14 protein-coding genes are annotated in these 12868 nt (G+C 70.4%); 6 read left to right on the top strand and 8 right to left on the bottom strand.

Annotation, left to right across the window (positions count from 1 at the left end; translation table 11 throughout):
* Positions 1-12 precede the first annotated feature (12 nt).
* From ABZ098_RS39930 to ABZ098_RS39920, 3 genes are read right to left on the bottom strand one after another with little or no spacing between them, the layout of a single operon-like run.
* On the bottom strand, positions 13-792 hold the full coding sequence (locus ABZ098_RS39930) for an ABC transporter permease subunit (RefSeq protein WP_356599044.1): 780 nt from the start codon (positions 790-792) through the stop codon (positions 13-15).
* Positions 789-1562: an ABC transporter permease gene (locus ABZ098_RS39925; protein ID WP_356599042.1), complete on the bottom strand. Its 774-nt coding sequence runs from the start codon at positions 1560-1562 to the stop codon at positions 789-791. The genes ABZ098_RS39930 and ABZ098_RS39925 overlap by 4 nt, the downstream gene beginning before the upstream one ends.
* Positions 1559-2530 (bottom strand): ABC transporter substrate-binding protein, encoded by a 972-nt coding sequence (locus ABZ098_RS39920; protein WP_356599040.1) that lies wholly within the window; start codon positions 2528-2530, stop codon positions 1559-1561. Before ABZ098_RS39920 ends, ABZ098_RS39925 begins: the two co-directional genes overlap by 4 nt.
* Positions 2531-2692: 162 nt before the next feature.
* Here ABZ098_RS39920 and ABZ098_RS39915 point away from each other — a divergent pair, with 162 nt between their 5' ends.
* Positions 2693-3547 (top strand): IclR family transcriptional regulator C-terminal domain-containing protein, encoded by an 855-nt coding sequence (locus tag ABZ098_RS39915; RefSeq protein ID WP_356599038.1) that lies wholly within the window; start codon positions 2693-2695, stop codon positions 3545-3547.
* On the opposite strand, the gene ABZ098_RS39910 is transcribed toward ABZ098_RS39915, so the two are convergent.
* The 3 genes from ABZ098_RS39910 to ABZ098_RS39900 are packed head-to-tail and all read right to left on the bottom strand — an operon-like array spanning position 3462 to position 5670.
* Positions 3462-4400 (bottom strand): PDR/VanB family oxidoreductase, encoded by a 939-nt coding sequence (locus tag ABZ098_RS39910; RefSeq protein ID WP_356599036.1) that lies wholly within the window; start codon positions 4398-4400, stop codon positions 3462-3464. The two genes, ABZ098_RS39915 and ABZ098_RS39910, sit on opposite strands and share 86 nt — an antisense overlap.
* Positions 4397-4600, bottom strand: coding sequence for a hypothetical protein (locus tag ABZ098_RS39905; protein ID WP_356599034.1), 204 nt, complete (start codon positions 4598-4600; stop codon positions 4397-4399). The genes ABZ098_RS39910 and ABZ098_RS39905 overlap by 4 nt, the downstream gene beginning before the upstream one ends.
* Complete coding sequence (locus ABZ098_RS39900) at positions 4597-5670, bottom strand: aromatic ring-hydroxylating dioxygenase subunit alpha (RefSeq protein ID WP_356599032.1); 1074 nt, start codon at positions 5668-5670, stop codon at positions 4597-4599. Before ABZ098_RS39900 ends, ABZ098_RS39905 begins: the two co-directional genes overlap by 4 nt.
* Positions 5671-5844: 174 nt before the next feature.
* On the opposite strand from ABZ098_RS39900, the gene ABZ098_RS39895 reads away from it, so the two are divergent.
* The 4 genes from ABZ098_RS39895 (at position 5845) to ABZ098_RS39880 (ending at position 10139) form a co-directional block, all read left to right on the top strand.
* The gene (locus ABZ098_RS39895; protein WP_356599030.1) at positions 5845-6390 is read left to right on the top strand and encodes a hypothetical protein; all 546 of its coding nucleotides are present in this window, start codon (positions 5845-5847) and stop codon (positions 6388-6390) included.
* Positions 6387-6995 carry a nucleoside deaminase gene (locus tag ABZ098_RS39890; RefSeq protein WP_356599028.1) on the top strand — a complete coding sequence of 203 codons (609 nt, stop codon included), beginning with the start codon at positions 6387-6389 and terminating at the stop codon, positions 6993-6995. Before ABZ098_RS39895 ends, ABZ098_RS39890 begins: the two co-directional genes overlap by 4 nt.
* 169 nt (positions 6996-7164) lie before the next feature.
* A complete protein-coding gene (locus ABZ098_RS39885; RefSeq protein ID WP_356599026.1) occupies positions 7165-9219 on the top strand; it encodes a phosphocholine-specific phospholipase C in 2055 nt (684 codons plus the stop codon).
* Positions 9220-9281: 62 nt separating this feature from the next.
* Positions 9282-10139, top strand: coding sequence for a phospholipid scramblase-related protein (locus ABZ098_RS39880; RefSeq protein WP_356599024.1), 858 nt, complete (start codon positions 9282-9284; stop codon positions 10137-10139).
* Between the two features lie 6 nt (positions 10140-10145).
* Here the strand turns inward: ABZ098_RS39880 and ABZ098_RS39875 are convergent, their stop codons facing one another.
* Both ABZ098_RS39875 and ABZ098_RS39870 read right to left on the bottom strand, forming a co-directional pair.
* Positions 10146-11093 (bottom strand): hypothetical protein, encoded by a 948-nt coding sequence (locus ABZ098_RS39875; protein WP_356599022.1) that lies wholly within the window; start codon positions 11091-11093, stop codon positions 10146-10148.
* Complete coding sequence (locus tag ABZ098_RS39870) at positions 11090-11893, bottom strand: phosphatase PAP2 family protein (protein ID WP_356599020.1); 804 nt, start codon at positions 11891-11893, stop codon at positions 11090-11092. Before ABZ098_RS39870 ends, ABZ098_RS39875 begins: the two co-directional genes overlap by 4 nt.
* Before the next feature lie 232 nt (positions 11894-12125).
* On the opposite strand from ABZ098_RS39870, the gene ABZ098_RS39865 reads away from it, so the two are divergent.
* A complete protein-coding gene (locus tag ABZ098_RS39865) occupies positions 12126-12740 on the top strand; it encodes a TetR/AcrR family transcriptional regulator C-terminal ligand-binding domain-containing protein (protein ID WP_356599018.1) in 615 nt (204 codons plus the stop codon).
* Positions 12741-12868: the final 128 nt, after the last annotated feature.

Here is a 12868-nt window from a genome sequence, read left to right as displayed (position 1 = left end):
CGATCGGGTGACTCACGGGGACCGCCGGGTCGAGGCGCGCAGGCCGTGGTACCAGGCGAGGACCCGCCGCTCGACCAGCTGGAAGACGACGGAGAGCAGGAACCCGAGCAGACCGAGGACGAGGATCCCGGTCCACATGTCGGGGACCGCGAAGCTGCGCTGGAACTGGACGATGGTGAAGCCGATGCCGTTGCTGGCCGCGAACATCTCGCTGATGACCATGAGGATGATGCCGATCGAGAGGGCCTGGCGCAGGCCCGCGAAGATCTGCGGGCTCGCCGACCGCAGCACCAGGTGGCGCAGCCGGGAGTGCCCGGAGATGCCGTAGGAGCGGGCCGTCTCCAGCATCACCGGGTCGACCGCGCGCACGCCCTCGACGGTGTTGAGCAGGATCGGCCAGACGCAGCCGCTCGCGATCACCGTGACCTTCATGGTGTCGCCGATGCCCGCGAACAGCATGATGACCGGGATCAGGACCGGCGGGGGGACCGCCCGCAGGAACTCCAGGACCGGTTCGCACACGGCCCGCACCTTCCGGTAGGAGCCGATGACCGTGCCGACGGCGACCCCGACGACGGCCGCCAGCGCGTAACCGGCCGTCAGGCGCCAGATGCTGGGCAGGACGTCGTCGCGCAGCCGCTCGGCGGTCCACACGTCCGGGAAGGTTTGCAGGATCGTGCGCAGCGGCGGCCAGAAGACGTCGGTGCTGCCGTCCGACGCCAGCCACCAGACCGCGACCAGCAGCGCGGGCAGCGCGAGCACGAGGACCGCCCGCACAAGGAGCCGCTTCACACCGCCACCTCCCCGCGCACCGACTGGTGCCAGGCCAGCGCCCGTCGCTCCACGGTACGCGCGCCGACGTTGACGAGCAGCCCCAGAAGCCCGGTCACGACGATCAGCGCGTACATCTCCGGCACCGCCTGCGAGTTCTGCGCCACCGCGATCCGGGCGCCCAACCCCGGTGCCCCGATGACCAGTTCGCCGGTGATGGCGAGGATCAGCGCGACGGCCGCGGCCAGCCTGACGCCGGTGAAGACGTACGGAAGCGCGGTCGGCCACAGCACGTGCCGGACCCGCGCCCAGGTGCCGAGACCGTACGACCGTGCCGTCTCGTCGGCGACGGGGTCGACGTCCTGGACGCCGTAAAGCGTCTGGATGAGGACCTGCCAGAAGCTGGCGTACACGACGAGCAGCAGCACCGAGCGCAGTTCGCTGCCGTACAACAGCACCGCCAGCGGGATGAGGGCGACCGAGGGGATCGGGCGCAGGAACTCGATCGTCGAGGCCGTCGCCTCGCGCAGATACGGCACCACCGAGACGACCACGCCGACGACGATCCCCGCCGAGGCGGCGATGGCAAGGCCGAGGGCCCAGCCGGTGAGGGTGTCGCCGAGCACCGTCCAGAAGGCGCCGTCGGAGAGTTCGTCGGCGAGGGCGCGCGCGATCCGGCTGGTCGGCGGGAAGTACTCCTCCTTGACCAGGCCTAGCCGCGGCACCGCCTCGCCCAGCGCGAGGAAGGCCGCGAGCCCGGCGGCGCCCAGCGCCGCGTTCTGGAACCTCACGGAAGCAGCGCGTCGACGTCGGGGGTCTTCTTGAAGAACCCGTCCCCCTCGCCCAGCTCGGCGAGTGCCTCGATGGACTGCCTGTTCGGCTCGGCCGGCCACTTCGGCAGGGTCACCTGCTCGAGGACCGACGCCGGGATCTTGGTGTACGTCGTGATGATCGCGCGGGCCTCGTCCGGGTGGGCGTCGGCGTAGGCGAGGGACTCGGCGGTGGCCGCCTGGAACTTCTTGACCACGTCGGCGTTCTGCTGCTGGTACCGCGTTGAGGTGAAGTACAGGGCGACCGTGGTGTCCTCGGCCACGTCCACCAGCGGGGAGGCGATCACCTGGCCGCCCTGGCTCTTGATGGTGGCGAGCGCGGGCTCGACCGCGCAGGCCGCGTCGACCTGGCCGCCGTCGAGAGCGGCCGGCATCTGGTCGAAGGCCAGCTCCACGAACTGCACCTTGTCCGGGTCGCCGCCGTCCTTGCGGACCGACTCGCGCACCGCGGACTCGTTGATGTTCTTCAGCGAGTTGATGGCGACCTTCCTGCCCTCCAGGTCCTTCGCGGACTTGATCGGGCTGCCCTCCTTCACCGCGATGCCCGCGAAGTCCTTGCCCTGTAAGCCCGTTGAGGCGATGCCGTTGGAGACGGCCTTGACCGGGACCCCGGAGGACTGGGCGATCAGCAGGGAGGTGACGTTGGAGAAACCGAACTGGAACTGCCCGCTGGCGACCCCCGGCACGATGGCCGCGCCGCCGGACGCGGTCGATATCTGGAGTTTGAGCCCGTGCTTGCTGTAGAAGCCCTTCTTCTGGCCCAGATAGATCGGCGCGACATCGACGATCGGAATGAGGCCCAGCTTGACGGTGGTGGTGCCGCCGGACGACGATTTCGGGTCCGAGGCGCCCGAGTCGCCGGACGAACCACAGGCCGACGCGGTGACCAGAGATGCTCCGGCCGCGAGAGCGGCGAGCAGACGACGCATGGCTCCTCCTGTGCAGACTTCGTTGTTCCGACAGGCTGTGCTTACGACAGGCTGTGCGCAGACCGCACAGTGGTGCTCAGCGCGAAAGGTATGGGGCTCGCGGGGGTGGGGTCAACACCTTTGGCTGACAATATTGTTGACACTCACTCGACGGAGGCGACGATGTCCGAAGCAGACCGCGCCCCTCACTTCGTCCGCTCCCTGGAGCGCGGCCTCGCCGTGATCCGCGCCTTCGACGCCGACCACCCGCAGCTGAGCCTGACCGAGGTGGCCCGGACCTGCGGACTGACCCGCGCGGCGGCCCGCCGCTTCCTGCTGACGCTGGCCGATCTCGGCTACGTCCGCGCGGACGGCCGCGCCTACCGGCTCACCCCGCGCGTCCTCGAACTCGGCTACTCCTACCTGTCCAGCTTCTCGCTGGCCCAGCTGGCGCAACCGCATCTGGAGCAACTCGTCGACAGGACAAGGGAGTCGTCGTCCCTGTGCGTGCTCGACGGCGACGACATCGTGTACGTGGCGAGAGTGCCCGCGCGCCGCATCATGACCGCCGCGATCACCGTGGGGACCCGCTTCCCGGCGCACGTCACCTCGGTGGGCCGGGTGATCCTCGCCGGCCTGCCGGGCGAGGAGCTGGAAGTGCGGCTGGACCGCGCGGAGTTGAGCCCGCTCACCGCCCGCACGATCGCCTCCGCCGACCTCCTGCGAGCGGAACTGGAGCGGGTGCGGCGGCAGGGGTACGCCCTCGTCGACCAGGAGTTGGAGGAGGGGCTGCGCTCGATCGCCGCCCCGGTGCGGGACCGGGGCGGCGAGGTGGTGGCGGCGGTCAACATCCCCGTGCAGGCGGGTCGCACGACACTCGCCGCGGTACGGCGGGATCTGCTGCCCGCCCTGCTGGAGACCGTGGCCGGCATCGAGGCCGACCTGCGGATGGCTACAGGTCCAGCACGAGCTTCTTCCCCCGGCACCGGGACACGCAGATCATCATCGTCTCCCCGGACTCCCGCTCCTCCTCCGTGAGCACCGAGTCCCGGTGGTCCGGGGTGCCGTCGAGGACGTCGGTCTCACAGGTGCCGCAGGTGCCCTCGGTGCAGGAGAACAGCACCTCGACACCGCAGGCGCGCACGGCGTCGAGCACCGAGACGTCCGGAGCGACGGTGACCGTCGTGCCGGTCTGCGCCAGCTCCACCTCGAACTCCGTGTTCTCGCCGACCAGTTGCTCCTTCGGCGTGAACCGCTCCAGGTGCAGCAGTCCGGCCGGGCAGCGCTCCTCCACCGCGTCGAGGAGCGGGCCGGGACCGCAGCAGTAGACGAGGGTGCCCTCGGGCACGTCGTCCAGCACCGAGGCGAGGTTCAGGAGGCCGGTCTCGTCCTGGGGAGCGACGGTGACGCGATCGCCGTAGCGGCTCAACTCCTCGGTGAACGCCATGGATTCGCGGGTGCGTCCGCCGTACAGCAGGGTCCACTCGGCGCCCTCGGCCTCCGCCGCCGCCAGCATCGGCAGGATGGGGGTGATGCCGATGCCGCCCGCGATGAACCGGTAGCGGGGCGCGGGCCGCAGGGCGAAGTGGTTGCGCGGCCCGCGCACCCGGACCTTGCCGCCCTGCTCCACCTGCTCGTGCACATGGGCGGATCCCCCGCGCCCGGCCGGCTCACGCAGCACGGCGATCCGCCAGGCGGTGCGGTCGGCGGGGTCGCCGCACAGGGAGTACTGCCGCTCGAGGCCGGGCCCGAGCACCACGTCGATGTGGGCGCCGGGCTCCCACGCCGGGAGCTGTTCGCCCAGCGGGTGGCGCAGGGTGAGGGCGAGCACGCCGTCGGCCGCCAAGTCCCTGCGGTCGACGACGAGTTCGGCTTCGTAGGCGTCAGTCATGACCTGTTTCCTCGCGGCTCGTGTCCTTGCGGCTCGTCTTGCTGCGGGGAGTGCCCGTTCGGGTGCGCGAGCATCCACTCCCACATCTCGATCGGGTCCTGCGAGGTGTGCTCGCGGCCGCAGTGACAGGTGCCGTGCAGGGTGTCGGTGCCCGGCAGCCAGTCGATGCGGTAGATCTCCCCGGTGGGCGCGGCACTCACAGGACCTTCTCCACGGGCTTGTCGCCCTCCTCGACGAGACGGGCGAGGATACGGCGGGCGGCCAGGCCGCCGGTGTCGATGTTGATGCTGAGCTCCTGGTAGCCGGAGCGCTCGGTGCCGAGCGTCTTCTGGAGCAGGTTCAGCGCGTCTACGTCCTGCATGACGACGGTGTGGTTGTTGCCCCGCAGGAACTCGGTGACCTCGGCGTCCTCGGTCGCCCAGTCGCGCGAGACCATCCAGAAGTCGTACACGTGACCGTCGCTGGACGGCGTGATGGCGTACGTGATCTCGGTGTGGAAGCCGTTCGGGTCGCTGCCGTCGGCCTCGGGCAGCACACCGACCGGCGCGATCCGGCTGTGCAGCAGGTACAGGCAGGGCGCGTGGTACTCGATGTCCTGCCAGCGGGTGATCCGTCCCTCGATGCCGGTGGACTTCGCGTAGAACGGCGGGCACGCGGCGTCGTCCATGTGCCGGCTCACCCGCACGATGCCGGCGCCCTCGTCGACCTCCGTGGTGATCGGCGTCTCGGCGACCTCGGGGGTGCCGATGTAACCGCCGTGCAGATAGGTCTCGTGGGACAGGTCGAGGAGGTTGTCCACCAGCAGGCCGTAGTCGGCGTCGATCGGCTCCATGCCGCGGACGGTGACCCACCCGGGGGAGTCGAGGTGCCGGGCGCGCGGGATCGTGTCGGCGTCGGCGAGCGCCGGGTCGCCGATCCACACCCAGATCAGGGAGTCCAGCTCGACGACGGGGTAGGAGGCGACGCGCGCGGTGCGCGGGACGCGCTTCTGTCCCGGCACGTACACACAGGTGCCCGTCGTGTCGTACGTGAAGCCGTGGTACCCGCACACGATCTTGTCGCCGTCGAGCCGGCTCGGCTTCTCGTGCAGCGGGAACCGGCGGTGCACACATCGGTCGGCGAGCGCGACGGGCGTCCCGTCCTCCTCGGTCCGGTAGAACACGAGCGGTTCACCGAGGATCGTCCGGCCGAGCAGTTCCTCGCGCCCGACCTCATGGCTGTAGGCGGCGACGTACCACTGGTTCCTGGCGAAGGCGGTCATGTGCGGCATCGTTGCGGCTCCCGTCTGTCTGCTGTGGTGGCATCGTCTTGGCGGTCGAAGGGGCACGGCAACACCGCTTCCGTCTCACGGAAGAGGAAGGGCGGCAAGGTGGTGGCCACGGCCGTCCGGACCCCTGCCCTGCGTATGCTCGTCCAGGTTGTCGACCGGGTCGAGGGAGTGCGCATGCTGAGGCTGCTCGGCTTCTTCGACGACTTCGGTCCCCCGACCGGGTGCAGCGCGGGACCGCTGGCGGCCCAGGTGCGGGCGTCCGGCGAACCGGACGAAGCGGAGATCGTCGAGTACCTGGACACGGGGCACCGTCTCACCCATGTCATGGAGGCGGGCGTCGACGTCCTCACCGGGGAGACCCACCGGCACACCTCCGGCTGCTCGTCGCTCGTCACCGACGGCGTGTGGGTGTGGCGCGCGGACTTCGCGCACTACCTGGAGACGTACCACGTCCCGTTGCCCGCGGCCTTCCTCGCCCGGGTGCGGCGCCTGCACCACCGGATGCCGGACCTCGTCGGTGCGGACTTCGCGCCGGTCTTCGACGAGATCGTCCGGGGGTTCGGCTGGACGGAGGCGGACCCGTGGGACGCGGAGACGGTCCTGCGCTCACGGCCCCGCACCGTTCTCACCCGTGCGGAGTTCGCAGCGCGGGCTCGGCGGGAACGACCTGTCGGCCCTTGGGGAAAGGCGCCACGCAAGCCGCGGAGGAACACACAGTGATCGACATCGCCAGGGAATACCGTGTCGCCCTGCCCGCCTGGGTCGACGACGAACTCGCCGACGTGCCCGCCGCCCTGCCGGCCCGCGAGGACCGCATGCGTCTGGTGCACCGCCTCGCCGACCGCAACTGGCGTGCGGGCGACGGCGGCCCGTTCGCCGCGCTCGTCGCCGAACGCGAGAGCGGCCGGATCGTCTCCGTCGGCGTCAACGTCGTCCTGGCTTCCGGCATCTCCAGCGCGCACGCCGAGGTCGTCGCGCTCGGCCTCGCCCAGACCGCGACCGGCGCCTGGGACCTCGGCGGTGAGGGCCTGGCCCCGCACGAACTGGTCGTCAACTGGCGCCCCTGCGTGCAGTGTTACGGCGCCACGATGTGGTCCGGCGTACGCGGTCTGGTGGTCGCCGGGGAGGGCCCGGAGCTGGAGGAGATCACCACGTTCGACGAGGGGCCGGTCGGCGAGGACTGGGCCGGGCAGTTCGAGAGGCGTGGCATCGAGGTGGTCACGGATGTGCTGAGGGACGAGGCGCTCGCCGTGTTCCGCGCCTACCGCGAGGCGATCGACGAGGGTGAGGTCGCCGTCTACAACGCCCGCGGGGGAGCGGAATGAGCCCTTGCTCGATGAGGAGAGCCAGGCCTCGACCCCTCCCGTACCCACGACTTTCACACCAGCGCCACCGGACCCTTCCCTGACGTTTGTTGCTCTTGGAACACTCGCTGCGCGCACCTTCCGTCATCTTCGGGCCATCGATGCGCAGGATTGAGAGGTCCCCTCACTCATGTCCGACGTCAACCGGCGCAGATTCCTCCAACTCGCGGGCGCCACCACCGCCTTCACCGCCCTGTCGAACAGCATCCAGCGCGCCGCCGCGCTCCCGGCCCACCACCGCACGGGGACGATCGAGGACGTCGAGCACGTCGTCGTCCTGATGCAGGAGAACCGGTCCTTCGACCACTACTTCGGCTCGCTCAGGGGGGTCCGCGGCTTCGGCGACCCGCGCCCGGTCACCCTGGAGAACGGCAAGTCCGTCTGGCATCAGACGGACGCCAAGGGCAAGGAGATCCTGCCGTTCCGTCCCGAGGCCGACGACCTGGGCATGCAGTTCATCCAGGACCTCCCGCACGGCTGGAACGACGGACACGCCGCCTTCAACGGGGGCAAGTACGACAAATGGGTCCCGAACAAGGGCTCCACGACGATGGCGTACCTGACCCGCGAGGACATCCCCTTCCACTACGCCCTCGCCGACTCCTTCACGGTCTGCGACGCCTACCACTGCTCGTTCATCGGCTCCACCGACCCCAACCGCTACTACATGTGGACGGGCTACACGGGCAACGACGGCCAGGGCGGCGGCCCGGTCCTCGGCAACGACGAGGTCGGCTACGGCTGGACCACCTACCCCGAGCGCCTGGAGGAGGCCGGTGTCTCCTGGAAGATCTACCAGGACGTCGGCGACGGCCTCGACGCGAACGGCTCCTGGGGCTGGATCCCGGACGCCTACCGGGGCAACTACGGCGACAACTCGCTGCTCTACTTCAACCAGTACCGCAATGCCAAGCCCGGCGACCCGCTGAACGACAAGGCCCGCACCGGCACCGACCACACCAAGGGTGAGGGCTACTTCGACCAGCTCAAGGCCGACGTGAAGACCGGAAAGCTGCCCCAGGTGTCCTGGATCGTCGCCCCCGAGGCCTTCACCGAGCATCCCAACTGGCCCGCCAACTACGGCGCCTGGTACATCGCCCAGGTCCTGGACGCGCTCACCTCCGACCCGAAGGTGTGGGCGAAGACGGCCCTGTTCATCACCTACGACGAGAACGACGGCTTCTTCGACCACGTGGTCCCCGCCTTCCCGCCCGGCTCGGCGGCCCAGGGCAAGTCCACGGTCGACCCCGCCCTCGACGTCTTCAAGGGCGACAGCAGCCACCCGGCAGGCCCCTACGGGCTCGGCCAGCGCGTGCCCATGCTGGTCGTCTCGCCCTGGAGCAAGGGCGGTTACGTCTGCTCCGAGACGCTCGACCACACCTCGATCATCCGCTTCCTGGAGCGGCGCTTCGGCGTCCACGAGCCCAACATCTCCCCCTGGCGGCGCGCGGTCTGCGGCGACCTGACCTCGGCCTTCGACTTCACCCGCAAGGACACCAAACCGGTCGCCCTGCCGGACACGGACGGCTACGAGCCGCCGGACCGCGAACGCCACCCCGACTACGTCCCCGTCCCGCCCGCCGTCGGCACCCTGCCGAAGCAGGAGCGCGGTCTGCGCCCCGCCCGCCCCCTCAAGTACGCCCCGAGCGTGGACGGTTCGGTGGACGCGAAGAAGGGCACCTTCACCCTCACCTTCGCCTCCGGCGCCAAGGCCGGTGCCGCCTTCCTGGTGACCTCCGGCAACCGCACCGACGGACCCTGGAGTTACACCACCGAGGCCGGCAAGACCGTCGCGGACACCTGGAACTCGGCGTACTCCAAGGGGTCGTACGACCTGACCGTGCACGGCCCGGCCGGCTTCCTGCGCGCCTTCAAGGGGACGAACAAGAACGCCGGTCCCGAGGTCACCGCCCGCCACCGCGGCGACGACGTCGAGTTGACCTTCACCAACAAGGGCTCCGGCACGATCCGTCTGACGGTCGCGAGCGGCTACGGCGACCCCGCGCGGACCTTCACCGTGCGGGCCGGCGCCACCGTCCGGCACACCTTCGGCCTCGGCAGGAGCCGTCGTTGGTACGACCTCACGGTCACGTCCGACGCCGAGCCGGCGTTCCTGAGGCGATTCGCCGGACATGTCGAGAACGGGCGTCCCGGGGTGAGCGACCCCGCCGTAATCACCAGGTAAAGCCGTAGGGGAGCCGTCGTCCACCTGGCCGGATCGCAATGGTCCCGGGGTAGTGTGCCCCGGTGACCACGCATTCGAACACACCTGCAGGCTGGTACCCCGACCCGCACGGAGCGGCCCAGACGCTCCGCTACTGGGACGGTGCGCAGTGGACCCAGCACACCCACCAGGACCAGCAGGGGGCGGGGCAGGCTCAGGCCGTGCAGGCCCCGCCGGTCCAGCAGGCACCGCAGATGCCTCAGCAGTCGGCCGGCCCCGACCCGCGCGTGCAGCGTCAGGTGCAGCAGCAGGCCGGGGTCGCCGGGGGCGGCGCGGGCGGTGGCACGCTGTTCACCGAGCCGGTGCTCGTGGTCAACCAGAAGGCCAAGCTGATCGAGCTGACCAACGAGTACAAGGTCATGGATCAGAACGGCAACCAGCTCGGCTCCGTCAGCCAGGTCGGGCAGAGCGCCTTCCGGAAGATCGTGCGGTTCTTCTACAGCATCGATCAGTTCATGAAGATCAAGCTGGAGATCCGGGACGCCTACGGGCAGCCGGTCATGCTGCTGACCCGGCCGGGGAAGATCTTCAAGTCCCGGGTGATCGTGGAGCGTCCGGACGGTTCGCCGGTCGGTGAGATCGTCCAGCAGAACATGATCGGGAAGATCAACTTCGCGCTGATGGTGAACGGCCAGCAGGTCGGCGCCATCAAGGCGGAGAACTGGCGGGCCTGGAACTTCGCGATCGTCGACCACACGGAGAACGAGGTCGCCCGGATCACGAAGACGTGGGAGGGGCTCGCCAAGACGATGTTCACGACCGCGGACAACTACGTGCTGCAGATCCACTACCAGCTGCCCGAGCCGCTGCTGAGCCTGGTCGTCGCCACCGCGCTGACGGTCGACACCGCGCTGAAGCAGGACGCCCGCGGGTTCGGCTGAGCCTGCCTAGAGCGGTGTGAGGTGCCCCGGCTCCGGTTGCCGGGGCACAGTCATGTCCCGCAGGGCCGGTTCGACGGACGCCGTCGACGGCTCCAGCGCCAGCACCGCCGCCACCGGGTGGTCGTCGTCCACCGGGACCTGGGGCATCCGGGTCAGCAGCACCACACCCCATGCCGCCAGGCCCGCGCCCGCCAGCGCGAGCAGCACGCCCGCCGCGCCGCCCCGCAGGCCCTCGCCCAGCAGGGAGAGGCCGATGATCGCCGCGGCCAGCGGGTTGGCCAGGGTCACCACGGCCAGCGGGGCGCCCAGGCCGTCACGGTAGGCCGTCTGGGAGAGCAGGAGCCCGCCCGCGGCGAAGGCCGCCACGAGCAGGGCCACGCCGATCACCTGGACGCTGAGCAGTGACTCGGAACGGTCCGTCGCGGCCACCGTCACGGTCTGGGTGAGCGCGGAGGCCACCCCCGACGCGACCCCGGACGCCGACGCGTGCCGTATGCCGGGCCGGGCACCGGGGCGGGCCAGCAGGCCGATCAGGGCCGCCGTCACCGCGGCCACCGCCACCGCCTCGGACGTGCTCAGCACCTTCCCGGGCTCGGAGCCCGACGCCACCACCAGGATCGCGGCGAGGCCGGCCAGCGTGTACACCGTGCCCCGCCACTCGGTCGCGCCGACCCGGCGCCCCGCGATCCGCGCGCCCAGCGGCACCGCGGCGACCAGCGTGAGGGCACCGAGCGGCTGGACCACGGTCAGGGGGCCGTACTTGAGGGCGACGACATGCAGCAGCGCGGCCGCCGCGTTGAGCCCGACGGATCCCCACCAGGCGCCCGAGCCGAGCATCCGCAGCACACCGGAACCGGGGTTGCGGGAGGCGAGGCGCTCCTGGGCGACGGCGGCGGCCGCGTAGGCGACGGAGGAGAGCAGGGAGAGGGCTACGGCGAGCAGCGTGGCGTTCATCGGCCCGCTCCGACCAGGACGTTCTCCTCGGCTTCGACGGGTGCGAGCTTCTCCTGCGCCCGGCCCGCCGTGGTCGCCGTGCGGTGCGGCAGGTCGATGACCGCGAGAGCGATGCCGAGCAGGGCGGTCGCCACGATCGCGTCCATCCAGTAGTGGTTCGCCGTCCCGACGATGACGGCGAGGGTCACCAGCGGGTGCAGCAGCCAGAGCCAGCGCCACCGCGAACGGGTGGCCACGATCAGGCCGATCGCCACCATCAGGGCCCAGCCGAAGTGCAGCGAGGGCATCGCGGCGAACTGGTTGGAGAGGGAGTCGGTCTGCGGCGGGCCGTACACCGAGGGGCCGTAGACCTTCGCGGTGTCGACCAGGCCGGCCGCCGCGAGCATCCGCGGCGGGGCCAGCGGGAAGGCGAGGTGCAGCACCAGGGCGGCGGCGGTGAGACCGGCGAGGACGCGGCGGGCCCAGACGTAGTGGGCGGGGCGCTTGAGGTACAGCCAGACCAGGAAGGCGACCGTGGCCGGGAAGTGGACGGTCGCGTAGTAGGTGTTGGCGAGGTGCGCGAGGGTGTCGCCGTGTACCAGCAGCGACTGCACCGAGCCCTCTCCCGGCAGGTGCAGGGCGCGTTCCCAGTCCCACACGCGGTCGGCGTTGCGGTAGGCCTCGGTGGTGTGGCCCGTGACCAGTTGCCGGCCGAACTTGTAGACGAGGAAGAGTCCTACGACGAGCAGGAGCTCACGGACGAGCGGCGGCCGCGCTGTCGCGCCCGGCTCCGCTTCTGAAGGCTCGGTGCGGGCATTCATTCCCCCGGCCCTTTCGCTCGCGGTGGTGCTTGTACTGAATCCGAACAAGGTGATGACTCGTCCGGATTCCGAAACTCATCGGTACGACATCGTACCGATACGCCAGTGTACCGATACGGTCGGGTACCGGTACACTCGCGTATCGATAGACATACGACACACTGGAATCCGGGAATGAAACGCGGCGCCGGTGCAGCAGGCCGGCCGCCGGAGCGAGTGAAGGGGAGAGACGATGACGTCGCAGGCCGCGGACGGACCGGAAACGGTCGCCGCCTCGCGCCGCTCCAAGATCACGCCCGAGCGTGAGCAGGAGTTCTTCGACGCCGTGCTCGAACAGGTCCGCGAATGCGGATACGAAGCCGTGACCATGGAGGGGGTCGCCGCCAGCACGCGCTGCAGCAAGTCCACCCTCTACCGGCAGTGGAAGACCAAGCCCCAGTTCGTGGTGGCCGCCCTGCGCTCCCGCCGCAGGTCGAAGTTCGACGGGATCGACACCGGATCGCTCGCCGAGGACCTGCGCGAGGCCGCCCGGGCCGCGGGCCGGTGGTCGATGCACGACACCAAACTCCTCCAGGCGCTCGGCCATGCCGTCACGCAGGACGCGGAACTCGCGCAGGCCCTGCGTGAGGCGCTGATCGACCCGGAGATCGCCGCACTGAGGCACATCCTCCAGCGTGGGGTCGACCGGGGTGAGATCGCCACCGGACACCCGGCGCTGGAATACATCCCGGCCCAGATGTTCGGGGTGATCCGCGCGCGTCCCGTGATCGAGGGGGAGTACGCCGACCCGGACTACCTGGTCCGCTTCGTGGAGGCCGCCGTACTTCCGGCACTCGGCCTGACCTGAGACCCAGGCCGCCGTCCACGGGATGACTGGACGGTGACCTGCGCGCGCCGCACCGTGGGGACGGGGCGGGCGCGCACCCCCCCGGCCGGGTGGGGTTCCTCTCGAGCGGAGAGGCGCCCCACCCGGCC

Source organism: Streptomyces sp. NPDC006335, assembly GCF_040612795.1.
Lineage (GTDB): Bacteria > Actinomycetota > Actinomycetes > Streptomycetales > Streptomycetaceae > Streptomyces.
Note: the sequence above shows the minus strand (reverse complement) of the source record. Positions and strands in the feature narration are given on the sequence as shown.